The organism is Pseudomonas sp. AGC41, from assembly GCF_057334555.1.
This window is the reverse complement of sequence record NZ_JBHFJB010000112.1, coordinates 11,767-27,316: the sequence shown is the minus strand read 5'-3', so window position 1 is coordinate 27,316 and position 15,550 is coordinate 11,767. Positions and strand designations below refer to the sequence as shown.

At 64.0% G+C, this 15,550-nt stretch carries 18 protein-coding genes; 6 read left to right on the top strand and 12 right to left on the bottom strand.

Annotation, left to right across the window (positions count from 1 at the left end):
- The first annotated feature begins 131 nt into the window (after positions 1-131).
- The 4 genes from ACE04F_RS18765 to ACE04F_RS18750 all read left to right on the top strand — a co-directional run bounded on the left by ACE04F_RS18765 (position 132) and on the right by ACE04F_RS18750 (position 5,300).
- A complete protein-coding gene (locus ACE04F_RS18765) occupies positions 132-374 on the top strand; it encodes an exodeoxyribonuclease VII small subunit (RefSeq protein ID WP_305498501.1) in 243 nt (80 codons plus the stop codon).
- Complete coding sequence (gene ispA, locus ACE04F_RS18760) at positions 371-1,258, top strand: (2E,6E)-farnesyl diphosphate synthase (protein ID WP_486109014.1); 888 nt, start codon at positions 371-373, stop codon at positions 1,256-1,258. The genes ACE04F_RS18765 and ispA overlap by 4 nt, the downstream gene beginning before the upstream one ends.
- Positions 1,259-1,372: 114 nt before the next feature.
- Positions 1,373-3,271, top strand: coding sequence for a 1-deoxy-D-xylulose-5-phosphate synthase (gene dxs / locus ACE04F_RS18755; protein ID WP_486109012.1), 1,899 nt, complete (start codon positions 1,373-1,375; stop codon positions 3,269-3,271).
- Between the two features lie 148 nt (positions 3,272-3,419).
- Positions 3,420-5,300 carry a TonB-dependent receptor plug domain-containing protein gene (locus ACE04F_RS18750; RefSeq protein WP_486109010.1) on the top strand — a complete coding sequence of 627 codons (1,881 nt, stop codon included), beginning with the start codon at positions 3,420-3,422 and terminating at the stop codon, positions 5,298-5,300.
- Positions 5,301-5,420: 120 nt separating this feature from the next.
- Here the strand turns inward: ACE04F_RS18750 and ACE04F_RS18745 are convergent, their stop codons facing one another.
- From ACE04F_RS18745 to nrdR, 12 genes are all read right to left on the bottom strand, one after another.
- On the bottom strand, positions 5,421-6,206 hold the full coding sequence (locus tag ACE04F_RS18745; protein WP_486109008.1) for a cobalamin-binding protein: 786 nt from the start codon (positions 6,204-6,206) through the stop codon (positions 5,421-5,423).
- Positions 6,206-6,625 (bottom strand): MFS transporter, encoded by a 420-nt coding sequence (locus ACE04F_RS18740; protein ID WP_486109006.1) that lies wholly within the window; start codon positions 6,623-6,625, stop codon positions 6,206-6,208. The genes ACE04F_RS18745 and ACE04F_RS18740 overlap by 1 nt, the downstream gene beginning before the upstream one ends.
- Complete coding sequence (gene ribA, locus ACE04F_RS18735; RefSeq protein ID WP_486109004.1) at positions 6,622-7,239, bottom strand: GTP cyclohydrolase II; 618 nt, start codon at positions 7,237-7,239, stop codon at positions 6,622-6,624. The genes ACE04F_RS18740 and ribA overlap by 4 nt, the downstream gene beginning before the upstream one ends.
- A 109-nt stretch (positions 7,240-7,348) precedes the next feature.
- Entirely contained in the window at positions 7,349-8,107 is a 759-nt protein-coding gene (locus tag ACE04F_RS18730; RefSeq protein WP_486109002.1) for a substrate-binding periplasmic protein, read from the bottom strand.
- A gap of 11 nt (positions 8,108-8,118) precedes the next feature.
- A complete protein-coding gene (locus ACE04F_RS18725) occupies positions 8,119-8,622 on the bottom strand; it encodes a phosphatidylglycerophosphatase A family protein (protein ID WP_030140455.1) in 504 nt (167 codons plus the stop codon).
- The gene (gene thiL / locus ACE04F_RS18720) at positions 8,619-9,581 is read right to left on the bottom strand and encodes a thiamine-phosphate kinase (RefSeq protein WP_486109000.1); all 963 of its coding nucleotides are present in this window, start codon (positions 9,579-9,581) and stop codon (positions 8,619-8,621) included. Before thiL ends, ACE04F_RS18725 begins: the two co-directional genes overlap by 4 nt.
- Before the next feature lie 18 nt (positions 9,582-9,599).
- Positions 9,600-10,100 (bottom strand): transcription antitermination factor NusB, encoded by a 501-nt coding sequence (nusB, locus tag ACE04F_RS18715; RefSeq protein WP_305498485.1) that lies wholly within the window; start codon positions 10,098-10,100, stop codon positions 9,600-9,602.
- Positions 10,097-10,573: a 6,7-dimethyl-8-ribityllumazine synthase gene (ribH, locus tag ACE04F_RS18710; protein ID WP_486108998.1), complete on the bottom strand. Its 477-nt coding sequence runs from the start codon at positions 10,571-10,573 to the stop codon at positions 10,097-10,099. The genes nusB and ribH overlap by 4 nt, the downstream gene beginning before the upstream one ends.
- A gap of 243 nt (positions 10,574-10,816) precedes the next feature.
- Positions 10,817-11,908: a bifunctional 3,4-dihydroxy-2-butanone-4-phosphate synthase/GTP cyclohydrolase II gene (ribBA, locus tag ACE04F_RS18705; RefSeq protein WP_486108996.1), complete on the bottom strand. Its 1,092-nt coding sequence runs from the start codon at positions 11,906-11,908 to the stop codon at positions 10,817-10,819.
- A gap of 16 nt (positions 11,909-11,924) precedes the next feature.
- A complete protein-coding gene (locus tag ACE04F_RS18700) occupies positions 11,925-12,587 on the bottom strand; it encodes a riboflavin synthase (RefSeq protein ID WP_092204487.1) in 663 nt (220 codons plus the stop codon).
- 46 nt (positions 12,588-12,633) lie between these two features.
- Positions 12,634-13,767, bottom strand: a complete 1,134-nt coding sequence (gene ribD, locus ACE04F_RS18695; RefSeq protein WP_486108994.1) for a bifunctional diaminohydroxyphosphoribosylaminopyrimidine deaminase/5-amino-6-(5-phosphoribosylamino)uracil reductase RibD — start codon at positions 13,765-13,767, stop codon at positions 12,634-12,636.
- A complete protein-coding gene (gene nrdR, locus ACE04F_RS18690; RefSeq protein WP_013694316.1) occupies positions 13,764-14,228 on the bottom strand; it encodes a transcriptional regulator NrdR in 465 nt (154 codons plus the stop codon). Before nrdR ends, ribD begins: the two co-directional genes overlap by 4 nt.
- Positions 14,229-14,355: 127 nt before the next feature.
- Between nrdR and ACE04F_RS18685 the strand changes: the two genes are divergently transcribed.
- Together ACE04F_RS18685 and ACE04F_RS18680 are read left to right on the top strand one after the other, a co-directional pair.
- Positions 14,356-14,826 (top strand): hypothetical protein, encoded by a 471-nt coding sequence (locus ACE04F_RS18685; protein WP_486108992.1) that lies wholly within the window; start codon positions 14,356-14,358, stop codon positions 14,824-14,826.
- Complete coding sequence (locus tag ACE04F_RS18680; RefSeq protein WP_486108990.1) at positions 14,823-15,479, top strand: class I SAM-dependent methyltransferase; 657 nt, start codon at positions 14,823-14,825, stop codon at positions 15,477-15,479. Before ACE04F_RS18685 ends, ACE04F_RS18680 begins: the two co-directional genes overlap by 4 nt.
- Positions 15,480-15,550: the final 71 nt, after the last annotated feature.

Here is a 15,550-nt window from a genome sequence, read left to right as displayed (position 1 = left end):
CCCCCCCCCCCCCACAAAAGCGGTCTGCCTCAGCTCACCCGTTGCGCCGCGATAAACCCGACCCTGATTTGCCCCAAACCCCCATGTCTGCTAGTGTCGCGCCGGTTTAACAGTCAACCGGAATAGCCGCCATGGCCCGCAAGAAAGCTGCACTGGATTTCGAACAATCTCTGGCCGACCTGCAAGCGCTGGTCGAACGCCTGGAGAACGGCGAACTGTCGCTGGAAGACTCGCTGACCGCTTTCGAGCAGGGTATCGGCTTGACTCGCGACTGCCAGGCGGCGCTGGCCCAGGCCGAGCAGAAAGTGCAACTGCTGCTGGAACGCGACGGCGAGCTGACCGAAGAACCGTTCGACGCGGAACAGCCTGAATGATCGGCGCGTATCAGGCCAGCAGTCAGGCTCGGGTCAATGCCGCGCTGGACAGCTTGTTCGCCGCCCCGAGCCCTGAACTGGCGCGGCTGTACGAAGCCATGCGCTACAGCGTGATGAACGGCGGCAAGCGCGTGCGTCCGTTGCTCGCCTATGCCGCGTGCGAAGCCCTTGGCGGTGCTGCCGAGCAGGCCAACGGCGCGGCCTGCGCAGTGGAACTGATCCACGCCTATTCGCTGGTGCATGACGACTTGCCGGCCATGGACGATGACGACCTGCGTCGCGGCCAGCCGACCACGCACAAGAAATTCGACGAAGCCTGCGCGATCCTCGCGGGCGACGGTTTGCAAAGCCTGGCTTTCAGCGCCCTGCTGGATCCAGCCCTGAGCAATTGCCCGGCAGACGTTCGCCTGGACATGGTCAGCGCCCTGGCGCTGGCGGCGGGCCCGGCCGGCATGGTCGGCGGCCAGGCCATCGACCTCGGTTCGGTGGGTCTGAAACTCGACCAGGACGCCCTGGAATACATGCACCGGCATAAGACCGGTGCGCTGATCGAAGCCAGCGTCCGGCTCGGCGCCCTGGCCAGCGGCCGCGCCACGCCGGAACAGCTGCAAGCCCTGCAAACCTACGCCCGGGCCATTGGCCTGGCCTTCCAGGTGCAGGACGACATCCTCGACGTCGAAAGCGATACCCAGACCCTCGGCAAACGCCAGGGCGCCGACATCGCCCGTGACAAGCCGACCTACCCGGCCCTGCTCGGACTCGAGGCCGCCAAGGCCTACGCGCTGGAGCTGCGCGACCAGGCCCTGGACACGCTGCGACCCTTTGACGCGGCCGCCGAACCGTTGCGCGAGCTGGCGCGTTATATCGTCGAACGACGCAGCTGATCCACGGTCAACCCAATTACAAGTGCGTATCGGCCAAGTTCCGGCCAACGCGTGGGCAGCTTGCGATGCATAAGGTAAACTGCCGCCTCTTTTATACCTATAACGATTCGCCTGATGCCCACGACGTTCCAAGAGATTCCCCGCACACGCCCGGCCACCCCCTTGCTGGACCGCGCCAACACGCCGGACGGCCTGCGTCGGCTGGGTGAAGCCGAGCTGGAAACCCTGGCCGATGAGTTGCGCCTGGAATTGCTCTACACGGTCGGTCAGACCGGTGGGCATTTCGGCGCGGGCCTGGGCGTCATCGAGCTGACCATCGCCCTGCACTACGTCTTCGACACTCCGGACGATCGCCTGGTGTGGGACGTTGGCCATCAGGCCTACCCGCATAAAATCCTCACCGGCCGCCGCGACCGCATGGGCACGCTGCGCCAGAAGGACGGCATCGCGGCTTTTCCGCGCCGTTCCGAGAGCGAGTACGACACCTTTGGCGTCGGTCATTCCAGCACCTCCATCAGCGCTGCCCTGGGCATGGCCATTGCCGCCCGCCTGCAGAACAGTGAACGCAAGGCGATCGCGGTGATCGGCGATGGCGCGTTGACGGCCGGCATGGCCTTCGAGGCGCTGAACCACGCCCCTGAAGTCGACGCCAACATGCTGGTGATCCTCAACGACAACGACATGTCGATCTCGCGCAATGTCGGCGGCTTGTCCAACTACCTGGCGAAGATCCTCTCCAGCCGTACCTATGCGAGCATGCGCGAAGGCAGCAAGAAGGTCTTGTCGCGCCTGCCCGGTGCCTGGGAAATCGCCCGCCGTACCGAGGAATATGCCAAGGGCATGCTAGTCCCCGGCACGCTGTTCGAAGAGCTGGGCTGGAACTACATCGGGCCCATCGACGGCCACGATCTGCCGACGCTGATCGCCACCCTGCGCAACATGCGCGATCTCAAGGGCCCGCAGTTCCTGCACGTGGTCACCAAGAAAGGCAAAGGCTTCGCCCCGGCGGAAGTCGACCCGATCGGCTATCACGCGATCACCAAACTCGAACCGCTGGACGCCCCGGCCGCCGCGCCAAAAAAGGCCGGCGGGCCGAAGTATTCCGGCGTGTTCGGCCAATGGCTGTGTGACATGGCCGACGCCGACCCGCGCCTGGTGGGCATTACCCCGGCGATGAAGGAAGGTTCGGACCTGGTGGCGTTCAGCGAACGTTACCCACAACGTTATTTCGACGTCGCGATTGCCGAACAGCATGCCGTTACGCTCGCCGCCGGCATGGCCTGCGAAGGCGCCAAACCGGTGGTGGCGATCTATTCGACGTTCCTGCAACGCGGCTATGACCAACTGGTGCATGACGTCGCCGTGCAGAACCTCGACGTACTGTTCGCCATCGACCGCGCGGGCCTGGTGGGTGAAGACGGTCCGACCCACGCCGGTAGCTTCGACCTGTCCTACCTGCGCTGCATTCCCGGCATGCTGGTGATGACGCCGAGCGATGAAAACGAATTGCGCAAGATGCTCACCACCGGCCACCTGTTCAACGGTCCGGCGGCGGTGCGCTACCCACGTGGCACCGGCCCGAATGCAACGATCGAAAGCGACCTGGAGCCGATCGAGATCGGCAAGGGCGTGATCCGCCGCCACGGCAAGCAAACCGCCCTGCTGGTGTTTGGTGTACAGCTGGCGGAAGCCTTGAAGGTCGCCGAAAAACTCGACGCCACCGTGGTCGACATGCGTTTCGTCAAACCGCTGGACGAAGCCCTGGTGCGCGAGATGGCCAGCAGCCACGAACTGCTCGTGACCATCGAGGAAAACGCCATCATGGGCGGCGCCGGTGCTGCGGTCAGCGAGTTCCTCGCCCGGGAAAACATCCTCAAATCGGTGCTACACCTGGGGTTGCCGGACATCTACGTCGAACACGCCAAGCCGGCGCAGATGCTCGCCGAATGCGGGCTGGACGAGGTGGGGATCGAAGCGGCGGTGCGGCTGCGGTTGCAGTTGCTGGGCCTGTAGCTCTCCAGACTTTATTGAGCCTTTGTGGGAGCGAGCCTGCTCGCGAAAGCGTTGGATCAGTCAACCACTGTATTGACGGACCTGACGCTTTCGCGAGCAGGCTCGCTCCCACACTGGTTCAGTGAGACCAAGCACAATCGGAACACCCATGAAACTCCGCCTCGCCCTCACCCTCTCCCTGCTACCCGCCGCCGACCTGCTCGCCGAGACCTTCGAGCGCGACCAGGCGCTCAAGCTGCCTGACATCCTGATCAGCGCCAATCGCCAGGTCGAGGCGCGCAATGACAGCAGCGCCGCCAACACCATCTTCACCCGCGACGACATCGACCGCCTGCAACCGGCCAGCGTCACCGATCTGCTCAGCCGCGTGCCCGGCGTTCAGGTGGCACCGTTGGGTGGGCGCGGCAGCCTGCCGGGGATCTACATTCGCGGCACCAAGTCGGCCCAGAGCCTGGTGCTGGTGGACGGCCAGCGCATCGGCAACGCGACCTCCGGCGACAGCAATCTGCAACGCTTGAACATCAACCAGATCGAACGGGTGGAAGTGCTGCGCGGTTCGCGCTCGGTGATCTACGGCGCCGATGCGGTGGGCGGGGTCATTCAGATTTTCACCCGTCGCGGTGCCGAACAAGGCCTGCAGCCACGCCTGCATATGGGCGTCGGCAATCATCAGACCTGGGAGCGCAGCCTCGGTCTGTCCGGTGGCGACGCGCAGACCCGCTTCAACCTGGGCGCCAGCCTCGACGAAAGCGAGGGCAGCAATCGGACCCATGACTCCTACGCCAGCGACCGCGACGCCGATGCCAACCGCAGCCAGTCCTTCAGTCTCAGCCTGAGCCATGCTGCCAGCGACGACCTCGAAGTCGGCCTGAACCTGCTGGATAACCGTGGCAAAAGCGAATACGACAACCCGTTCGGCCGCTTCGACCCCAACACTTTCGAGTCGCTGCCCCAGCAGCCCTACAGTGAATTTGCCGTCAGCAGCTTCAGCGGTTATGTCGATGGGCGGATCAACGACGCGTGGAAATCCCGCCTTGAGCTGGGCCACAGTGAGAACCGGGAAAAAACGTTCGACAAGCTCAGCGATGTCCGAGAGGTGTTCAACACTTATCGCGACTCGCTGACCTGGCAGAACGACGTGACCCTGGACGAACGTAACAGCCTGATCCTCGGCGGCGACTGGTACCAGGACCGCGTCAACAGCAGCACGCCGTTCGACGAAGACAGCCGCTGGAATCGTGCGGCCTTCATCCAGCACCGCTTCCAGGCCGAAACGTTCTCGACCGAGCTGGGCCTGCGCCGCGACCAGAACCAGCAGTCTGGCGGCCAGAACAGCTGGAGCGGCACCCTTACCCTGCCGGTCAACCCGACCAACGACGTGTTGCTGACCTACAGCGAAAGCTTCCGCGCGCCGACCTTCAACGATCTCTACTACCCGGACTTCAGCAACCCGGACCTGAAACCCGAGACGGCCAGAAGCTACGAATTGCAATGGCGCAGCCAACTGAGCGAGAGCGCTCGCCTGGAAGCGTCCCTGTACCGCACGAACCTGGAAGACGCGATCATCTTCGGCAGCAACTCACGCCCGCAGAACGTCGCTTCGGCGCGGATCAACGGTTTCGAAATGGCCTACCGGCAGGAACTGTTCGGCTGGCAGGGCAACCTCGGCCTGGCGATCATCGACCCGCGCGACCGCGACAGCGGCCACACCCTGGCACGCCGCGCCCGCCGCACGTTGAGCCTGGACCTGGACCGGCAATTCGATCGCCTCGGCCTCGGTGCGAGCTGGCAAGCGGTGAGCAGCAGTTACGACGACGAAAACAACCGCAACGCCCTGGGCGGCTATGCGCTGCTCGGAGTGCGCGGCAGTTGGGCGTTGAGCCGGGAAGTGAAGCTTGAGATGAAGGTCGATAACCTGCTGGACCAGGGTTACAGCCGGGCACTGTATAGCCATGACGGGGGACAGTATGGGTATCGGGAGGAAGGGCGGGCGTGGTTGTTTGGGGTGACCTGGACGCCTTCCCTCTGATCCGGAATCTTTAGGGATTGAATCGGCCTCTTCGCGAGCGGGCTCGCTCCCACAGTGGATTGCGGTGAACACGCCCCGCCCCTGTGGGAGCGAGCCTGCTCGCGAAAGACGCACCGCGGTCTACCGGTCTGGCGCAATCAACTCACACAACCGCGCCGTCGCCTCGATCATCTGCCCGCTGGCCCGCTCCAGGCCCTTGTCCTTGACCAGCAACAACCGCCCCTGCGCCACCGGCCAGGCTTTCCAGGCGTCGAGCTGGGCCTGGTCCGTAGCCAGGATCATCCGCGGTTGGCGCTGCAATACCGACTCCACGCTCACCTGCGGCGCTGGCAGGTCCAGGTCGGCAAAGACGTTGCGCGCGCCGCACACTGACAACGCATCACTGATGATCTGGCGGCCACCCACGGTGTACAGCGGCCGATCCCAGACCTGATAGAACACCGGCACTGGCGCGTCCCGTCGATAGCGCTGGCGTAACGCCTGAAGACGCTCGCGCAATTGCGCCACTCGCTGCACGCCCCGCTCCGGGCGGCCGAGCTGGGCGGCGATGTCTTCGATTTCGCGGATGAGGTGGTCGAGACTGTGGGGCTCGGCGATATGGATCGGGATGCCCAGGCCCTTGAGCTGCTCGCGCTGGGCCGGGCCAATACTGCCAGGCCAGAGCAGAATCAGGTCGGGCTTGAGGCTGAGCAAACGCTCCATATCCAGCTGGCCGTAACGCCCAACCGAAGGCAGGTCCTTCAGGACCGGGGGACGATCGCCACCATCCAGCACGCCGACCAACAGGTCGGCGGAATCCAGCTCAACGACGATTTCAGAAAGCGACGGCGCCAGGCTGACGACACGATTGGCCGCCGCCGTCGAAGCGCTGGCGGCCAGCAGCAGAACCGCCAGCCAGAGACGCATCAGCCGAGCTGGCGCGGGATGCGATACAGGTAGAACAGCACCGCGGTGGATAACGCCAGGAGCATCAGCGGTACCGCTTCCAACCCGACGAATACCGCCAGCGCGCCAACCCATGCCGGCAGGCCTGCCGCCAGGAACGCCGCGCGACGCCGTGCCGCGAGGGTGATCCAGGCCTGGGGTTCTTCCGCTGTATCGAGGGCTTTCTGCGTGGCGATCAGGGCGTTTTTATACCCGCCGAAAAATCGCAGACTGACAAACATCGACGCCACGCCGGCAATAAACAGCGGCATCGCCAACACCGGCAGAATCGCTCCGCCCTGGCCAAACACCGCGTTGATCACGAACAGCGGCAGCAAGGCCAGCGCCAGGTACTGCCACCAACTGACGGCCAGCCGCCGCCGAACCTGACCGCGCGTCACGCCCGGTCGACCTCGCCCTGGTGCTCGTTACCCATCATGTGGTCGAGCTTGCTGGCCTTGGTTGCCAGGTAAAGCTTGTTGTGCGGGTTGTGCCCGGTATGCAGCGGCACACGCTCCGCCACCACCACGCCCATGTCGGTCAATGCCTTGACCTTGCGCGGGTTATTGGTCATCAGACGCAACGATTTGATGCCCAGGTGTTCGAGCATCGGTTGGCAAATGCTGTAGTCACGCAAGTCGGCGGCAAACCCGAGGCGCTCGTTGGCTTCGACAGTATCGGCGCCGCCGTCTTGCAGCTCGTAGGCACGGATCTTGTTCAACAGGCCGATGCCGCGGCCTTCCTGGCGCAGGTACAGCAGCACGCCACGGCCTTCGCGGGCAATCGCCTGCAGGGCCGCTTCGAGTTGCGAGCCACAGTCGCAGCGCTGACTGAACAAGGCATCGCCCGTCAGGCACTCGGAGTGCAGGCGCCCGAGTACCGGAGCGCCGTCGGCGAAATCACCCAGGCTGAGCACGACGTGCTCGCGGCCGGTGGCCTCATCGAGAAAACCATGCATGGTGAATTGCGCAAAGGGCGTTGGCAGCTGGGAAGCGGCAACAAAAACGACAGGCACCGGTGTGCTCCTGATCTAGTACTGGAGATTCGCAGAGGCGGGCATTGTAACAGCACGGTCCGACAGACGCTTAGGCTGAATTATCAACCATTACCATCGAAAAGTTTGATCACGGCTTGGGTGGCTTGCCGCTCTCGTCGAAGGGATAGGGCTGCTTCCAACGTTCGAAAATCGGCTTCAATTGGCCGTTTTTCACCAGCACTTCCATGCGCCGGTCGAACAGTGCACGCAAGGCACGTCCGTTTTCGGTGTTGGCAAAGCCCAGGTACAGCGGCAGGTTGATCAGCGCAGAGAGCTTGAACTGCTGGGGGTCGTCGGCCTTGGCGAGTACATCCTGGATTTCCATCAACGCATCGATATAAAAATCGGCACGGTCGTGGACCAGCATCGGCAGGATCCCCACGGAGCGGTGGATTTCATTGAAGCGCCGGATGTTCGGCAGGTAATGGTTGTATTCGTACCCGCGCATCCACACCAGCCGGTAATTACCCACCGTGGCCAATGTGGGAGAGGGCTTTGACGCCAGGCCCAACGCATAGATGTGATCGACGTCGTAGTGCCAGCTGGGGTAAAGAACCCCCTCGGATTCGTCACGATAGGCACCGACCTGCACGTCGACTTCGCCGCGCTGCACCAAGCCGATCGAACGGGTGTAAGGCACGCTGCGAATTTCCAGCTTGACGCCTTCGGGTTCGAACACCTCGCGCAGAATATCCCAGGCCATGCCCTGGCCATCCGCCTGGGTGTAGTCGGCCCACTCCTCGCTCGCCGCGCGGATCTTGCCAGGCAACGGCGCCGACTCGGCCACGCGAACCCCGAGCAACGCCCCGAGACACAACAGCAGTAACAGTGTGCGGCTTACGCCCATGCCTGGTTCCCTCAGGTAAAACACCACACCAGCCCTTGCATTGCCAGCCAGGCGAACACGCCGGCCAATACGTCGTCGAGCATGATGCCTACCCCGCCGTGTACATGCCGATCGATCCAGCGGATCGGCCACGGCTTGAGGATATCGAAGAAGCGGAACACCAGGAAACCCGTCAACAACCAGTACCAGCCTTCCGGTACCAGCCACAGGGTAATCCACATGCCGACCATCTCGTCCCAGACGATGCCTTCATGGTCGTGCACCCGCAAATCATCCGCCACTTTGCCGCACAGCCAGAAGCCGAACAGCATGGTGATGCCGAGCATCAGCCAGTAGCCCCAATCCGGCAACATCTGCCACAACGGTATGAAGGGTAGCGCAACCAGCGAGCCCCATGTGCCTGGCGCTTTCGGTAACGTGCCCGAACCGAAGCCAAACGCCATGAAATGCCAGGGATTGCGCCAGACCGAGGGCGGAACGAATTCTGCCGGAACCTGGTTGGGATGATCTGTCACGGTGTCTCCCGAAAATGTTGATAGCCCCGGATTGGCGGGGTGATGTCCTGTCCAAGGCTGTCGACCAGCATAACGCCCTGCCCCGCCGTGACACTGCCGACCACATGAATCGGCCAGCCTTCGGCGAGAAGCGCCGACAATCGGACCGGCGGCAGGGTGAACAGCAAAACATAGTCGTCGCCGCCACTCAGGGCGGCGTGTTGTGCCTGCTTGAGGCCAAACGCCAACAGAGCGTTGGACAACGGCAACCGGTCCCGTTCAACCCGTAACGCCACGCCGGATGCCAACGCGATATGCCCGCAGTCCGCCAACAGCCCATCGGAAATGTCCAACGCCGCGCTGGCCTTGCCCCGTAGCGCCAGGCCGAGGTCGATCTGCGGTTGTGGCGACCAGTAATGCGCCAGCAGCGGCTCGGCGATAGCAGGCTCGGCACTGCGCTCGCCGAGAACCAGCGGCAACGCGCCAGCGGCATTGCCCAGGTCACCACCGACGCAAAGCAGATCGCCGGGTTGCGCGCCGCTGCGGGTCAGCGCCTGGCCGGACGGCACGCGGCCGAACACGGTCATGGTCAGGCTCAACGGCCCGCGAGTGGTATCTCCCCCCACCAACGCTACGCCACAAGCCTGGGCCATCTGGTTCAGGCCACGGGCATATGCCTGCAGCCAATCGGCGGCCACTGTCGGCAAGGTCAGGGCAAGGGTAAAGGCCAGAGGACTGGCGCCCATCGCGGCCAGGTCGCTGACCGCCACGGCCAGCGAACGTTGGCCGAGCAGGAACGGGTCGCAAGGGTCTGGAAAATGCACACCGGCCACGAGCGTGTCGGTGGATACCGCCAGCTGCTCCCCGGGAGGAACGGCCAGCAGGGCGCAATCGTCGCCGATTCCGAGCGCAACGCCCTCGCCGCCTTGCGCACAAGGCGCGGCGGCGAAGTAGTTACGGATCAGTTCAAATTCGCCCATAGCCGCTACAAGCGCCAATCAGCGCTTGAACGCCTTCACTTCGGCTTCACGCAGACGTGGGGCGAGCTTGTCGAGTACGCCGTTGACGAACTTGTGGCCATCGGTCGAACCGAAGACTTTCGCCAGCTCGATCCCTTCGTTGATCACCACGCGGTACGGTACGTCGACGCGCTGCATCAGCTCCCAGGTGGACAGGCGCAACACGGCCAGCTCAACCGGGTCCAGTTCATCGATCGTCAGGTCCAGGCAAGGTGCCAGGGCCGTATCGATTTCGGTCTTGTGGGCCGGGACACCATGCAGGATCTCGCGGAAATACGCGCCATCGACATCGCTGAAATCGTTATCGACGCGAAACTGCGCTTCGATCTCGTTCAGCGACTGCTTGGCCATGTGCCATTGGTACAGGGCCTGGGTCGCGAGCTGACGGGCTTCGCGGCGCTTGACGCTCTTCGAAGGCTTGCCGGCGTCGGCCGGTTTCGGCTCGCGCGGATTGAAACGATCGCTTTCGTCGCTAATCACTTGGCCTCCAACTGCGCCAGCAGGCTGACCATTTCCAGGGCGGACAGGGCAGCTTCGGCACCTTTGTTACCGGCCTTGGTGCCGGAACGTTCGATGGCTTGTTCGATGGAATCAACGGTCAGCACGCCGAAGGCAACCGGTACGCCGAATTCCATGGACACCTGGGCCAGGCCCTTGGTGCATTCGCCGGCCACGTATTCGAAGTGTGGAGTACCGCCACGAATGACCGCGCCGAGGGCGATGATTGCGGCAAATTCGCCCTTTTGTGCGACTTTCTGCGCAACCAGCGGAATTTCGAAGGCGCCAGGGGCACGGATGATGGTGATGTCGGCTTCGCTCACGCCATGGCGAACCAGGGCATCGACCGCACCGTCGACCAGGCTCTCAACCACAAAGCTGTTGAAACGGCCGACTACCAGCGCGTAGCGGCCCTTGGGGGCGATGAAGGTACCTTCGATGGTCTTCAGGGTCATTCGTCAGTTCTCTTAAAGAGCCGGAGCACGTTCTGTACGTGCTCCTCAGTGATATTAGTCTCGAATACAAGCCGTGGATCCGTCATCTCGTTCACTTGCACATCTTCTGTGGCGAGGGAGCTTGCTCCCGCGGGGCTGCGTAGCGGCCCCTTTTGGTGGGCGCTGCGCACCCAAGCGGGCCCCCCCCCCCCCGCCACAATGAATCTGACAAGCCTTAACGATAATGCCGCAATCCCCAGGCCATTATTCGGAGGGCACGTATTCTACAACTTCCAGATCGAAACCGGATATCGCATTAAATTTCATCGGTGCGCTCATCAGGCGCATTTTGCGTACGCCCAGGTCGCGCAGGATCTGCGAACCGGCCCCGACGATGCTGTAGGTGGTCGGTTTTTTCACCGGTTGATGTTCGGTGGTTTCGCGAATGTGCGCCAGCAGCACGTCACCATCGAGCGGGTGCCCGAGCAACAGCACCACGCCACTGCCGGCCTCGGCCACCGCGGCCATGGCCGCGCGCAGGCTCCAGCGGCCCGGCTGCTTGACCATCAGCAGGTCGCGCAGCGGGTCCATGTTGTGCACGCGAACCAGGGTCGGCTCTTCGGCGCACACGGTGCCCAGGGTCAGCGCCATGTGCACGTCGCCTTCCACTGAATCGCGGTAGGTCACCAGGTTGAACTGGCCCAGTTCGCTGTCCAGCGGCTGCTCGGCGATCCGCTGAACGGTACGCTCGTGGATCATCCGGTAGTGGATCAGATCGGCAATGGTGCCGATCTTGATGTTGTGTTCGGCAGCGAAGGCCTCAAGCTCGGCGCGACGGGACATGGTGCCGTCGTCGTTCATCACTTCGCAGATGACGCCGGCGGGCTCGAAACCGGCCATGCGCGCGAGGTCGCACGCCGCTTCGGTGTGGCCGGCGCGGGCCAGGGTGCCGCCGGCCTGGGCCATCAGCGGGAAGATGTGGCCAGGGCTGACGATGTCTTCGGCTTTGGCGTCGGCGGCCGCAGCGGCCTGCACGGTACGCGCCCGGTCCGCGGCGGAGATACCGGTGGTCACGCCCTCGGCAGCCTCGATGGACACGGTGAACTTGGTGCCGAACCCGGAACCGTTGCGTGGCGCCATCAACGGCAGTTTCAGCAGCTCGCAGCGCTCGCGGGTCATCGGCATGCAGATCAGGCCACGGGCGTGCTTGGCCATGAAATTGATGTGTTCGGCCTTGCAGCATTCGGCGGCCATGATCAGGTCGCCTTCGTTCTCGCGGTCTTCGTCATCCATGAGGATGACCATCTTGCCTTGGCGGATGTCTTCAACCAGTTCTTCGATGCTATTGAGCGCCACGCGGCACCCCCTTGGGTCAGGATTTGAGGTAGCCGTTGGCGGCCAGAAAGCTTTCAGTGATGTTACCGGCCGCAGGTTCGGCAGCCTTGTCGCCCAGCAGCAGGCGCTCCAGGTAACGGGCCAGCAGGTCGACCTCAAGGTTGACCCGACGACCAGGCCGGTACGAGGCCATGATGGTTTCGCTCAGCGTGTGCGGGATGATCGTCAGCAGGAATTCGGCACCATCCACCGCGTTGACGGTCAGGCTGGTGCCGTCGACCGTGATCGAGCCCTTGTGGGCGATGTACTTGGCGAGTTCTTTCGGCGCGCGGATACGAAACTCCACGGCCCGGGCGTTATCGGTACGCGACACCACTTCACCGACGCCATCGACATGACCGCTGACCAGGTGCCCGCCCAGGCGGGTGGTCGGGGTCAGCGCTTTTTCCAGGTTGACCGGGCTGCCGCTCTTGAGGTCGTTCATCGCGGTGCAGTCGAGGGTTTCCCGACTGACGTCCGCCAGGAAACCATTGCCCGGCAGTTCCACGGCGGTCAGGCAGACGCCGTTCACGGCGATGCTGTCGCCCAGCTTGACGTCGCTCAGGTCGAGCTTGCCGGTTTCAACGTGGACCCGCACATCGCCGCCTTTTGGGGTGAGTGCGCGGATGCTGCCGATGGATTCGATGATGCCGGTAAACATGGAGTCCTCCTCGAGAACGGACCGTCGCTTGCGCGAAAGCCGGGAATTATACGCTGGCCTGTGGCACGGGGACGGCGATGACTCGCCAGTCATCGCCCACGGCGCGAATGTCGGTGATTTGAAGCTGCGGCGCGTCTTTCATCTGCGCCAGCGGCCAGTCGAGCAATGGTCGCGCCGTGGATCCGAGGAACTTGCCGGCAATAAAAATCTGGAATTCGTCGACCAACCCTTGCCGGGCGAAAGCACCCGCCAGGCGCGGGCCGGCTTCCACCAGCACTTCATTGACGCCACGGGCCGCCAGCTCCAGCAGCAGGCGATGCAGATCGACCTGGCCATCTTCCCCGGCAACGATCATGCATTCAGGGCCGTTGGCGTACTGTTCCTCAACCGCCATGCAGGTAGCGACAAGCGCCGGGCCGGCCCTGAAGAACGGCGCATCCAGCGGCACCCGCAGACGACCGTCCACCAGCACCCGCAGCGCCGGACGGCTCATGGCCAACGCCGTCTGCTCGGCGTCCAGCCCAAGCTCATCGGCACGCACGGTCAGCCGGGCGTTGTCCGCCAGCACCGTATCGGCGCCGGTCAGCACCACGCTGGCCTGGGCGCGCAGGCGTTGCACCGCCGCGCGAGCGCTGGGGCCGGTGATCCATTGGCTCTCGCCGCTGTCCATGGCGGTGCGACCATCCAGGCTCATGGCGAGCTTGACCCGCACGAACGGCAGGCCGTGCTCCATGCGTTTGAGAAAACCTTCGTTGAGCTTGCGCGCTTCGCCTTCGAGCACGCCGCTTTGTGTGGCGATGCCGGCCTGGGCGAGACGTTGCAGGCCGCGCCCGGCGACTTCCGGATTGGGGTCCTGCATTGCCGCGACCACCCGCGCCACGCCGGCATTGACCAGCGCATCGGCGCAGGGTGGCGTGCGCCCGTGGTGGCTGCAAGGTTCGAGGGTCACGTAGGCCGTCGCGCCCCGGGCTTTGTCAGCGGCGGCGCGCAGGGCATGGACTTCGGCATGCGGTTCACCGGCGCGGATGTGCCAGCCTTCGCCGACCACCAGCCCGTCGCGCACGATCACACAACCGACCCGAGGATTGGGGTGGGTGCTGTAGTGACCACGCCGCGCCAGTTCCAGGGCGCGGGCCATGTAGTGGGCGTCGAGGACGGCCTGCTGCGCCGCGCCGGTCATTCTTTCACCGGTTCGCGGGCCAGGCGGTCGATTTCCTCGCGAAACTCGTTGAGGTCCTGGAAGCGCCGGTACACCGAGGCGAAGCGGATATAGGCGACTTCGTCGAGTTTTTGCAGCTCGGCCATGACCAACTCGCCGACGACGAGCGACTTGACCTCACGCTCGCCGGTCGCGCGCAGCTTGTGCTTGATGTGCACCAGCGCCGCTTCCAGGCGCTCGACGCTCACCGGGCGTTTTTCCAGGGCGCGCTGCATGCCGGCGCGCAGTTTTTCTTCGTCGAACGGCTGGCGGCTGCCGTCGGTCTTGATCAGGCGCGGCAACACCAGTTCAGCGGTCTCGAACGTCGTGAAACGCTCGCCGCAGGCCAGGCATTCGCGGCGGCGGCGGACCTGTTCGCCCTCGGCGACCAGTCGCGAGTCGATGACTTTGGTGTCGTTGGCACCGCAGAAGGGACAGTGCATGGTGGCAGGCAACAAAAAAAGGGAGGGCCATGGTAGCGCATCCCACTGGCAAGACAAGCCATAGGGTTTACGGTATACAGACGGGCTTATTGTAAGACCCACGGAATTCACCTTGCTGGAGCCACCCATGCCGCTACGATCGCTCGTTTTGCTCAGTCTCTTCAGCCTGCTGATGGCGTGCAGCAGCGACGCCCCCAAGCCCGCTGCCCCCGCCCCGGCCCCAGCCCCAGCGCCGAAACAGGCCCAGGAAAAGGCCCGGCAGGCCACCGAGCTTGGCCCGCTGCCGGCCCATCAGCGCGAATTGAGCGGCACCCTGCAAGGCGTACCGGCCGGCGCCGAAGTCGAACTGGCGCTACTGGTGATCGATGACAAGGACCGTCCGCAGCAACTGCTCGCCAGCTCCAGCCTGATCGGCACCAACCAGGCGCTGCCCTTTCGCCTGCGCTTCAACCCGGAAGCGTTCCCGGTCGGCGCCCGTGTCGAGTTGCGCGGCCGCGCCAGCCAGTCCGGCCAACTGATCCTGCATCTGCCGGAACAACGCATCACGCAACCGACCACCCAGGTGCTGGGCGTCCTGCAATTCGTCAAAGCCCCATGAAGGCACCGCAACACCTGCAGGATGCCTTGGTCGAGCTGCTGGGCGATGCGCGCCTGGTAACCGGTGCGCTACCCGGCACCGACCTGGCCTTGTGGCTGATCGACGGCGAGAACATGGACCGCGCCTTCAACCCGGAGGAAACCCGCCGCATCCTCCACGAACCGCCTTACTGGAGTTTCTGCTGGGCCAGCGGCCTGGCGCTGGCCCGCTACCTGGCCGAACACCCGCAGTGGGTCGAGGGCAAGCGGGTCCTGGATTTCGGCGCCGGCTCCGGCGTGGCGGGTATCGCGGCGATCAAGGCCGGGGCAGTCGAAGTGGTGGCCTGCGACCTGGATCCGTTGGCGCTTGCCGCGTCACGGGCCAACGCCTTGCTCAACGGCGTAGAGCTGAATTATTCAGCGGACTTTTTCGCCGAAGCCGATCGCTTCGACCTGATCCTGGTCGCCGATGTGCTTTATGACCGGGCCAACCTGCCGTTGCTCGACCAGTTCCTCGGCCGTGGCCGCGAGGCGCTGGTGGCGGATTCACGGGTGCGCGATTTCCAGCATCCGCTGTATCGCCGTATTGAAATGCTCGAAGCCCTGACTCTGCCGGATCTTGCCGAGCCGGAGGAGTTTCGGCATGTGAGCCTGTACCACGCGCGGCGCGGCTGAAAGCTTCGCGAGCAGGCTCGCTCCCACAAGGGATTTTGTTCAGTTAACAGAAGTTGCCGACACCACAAAAC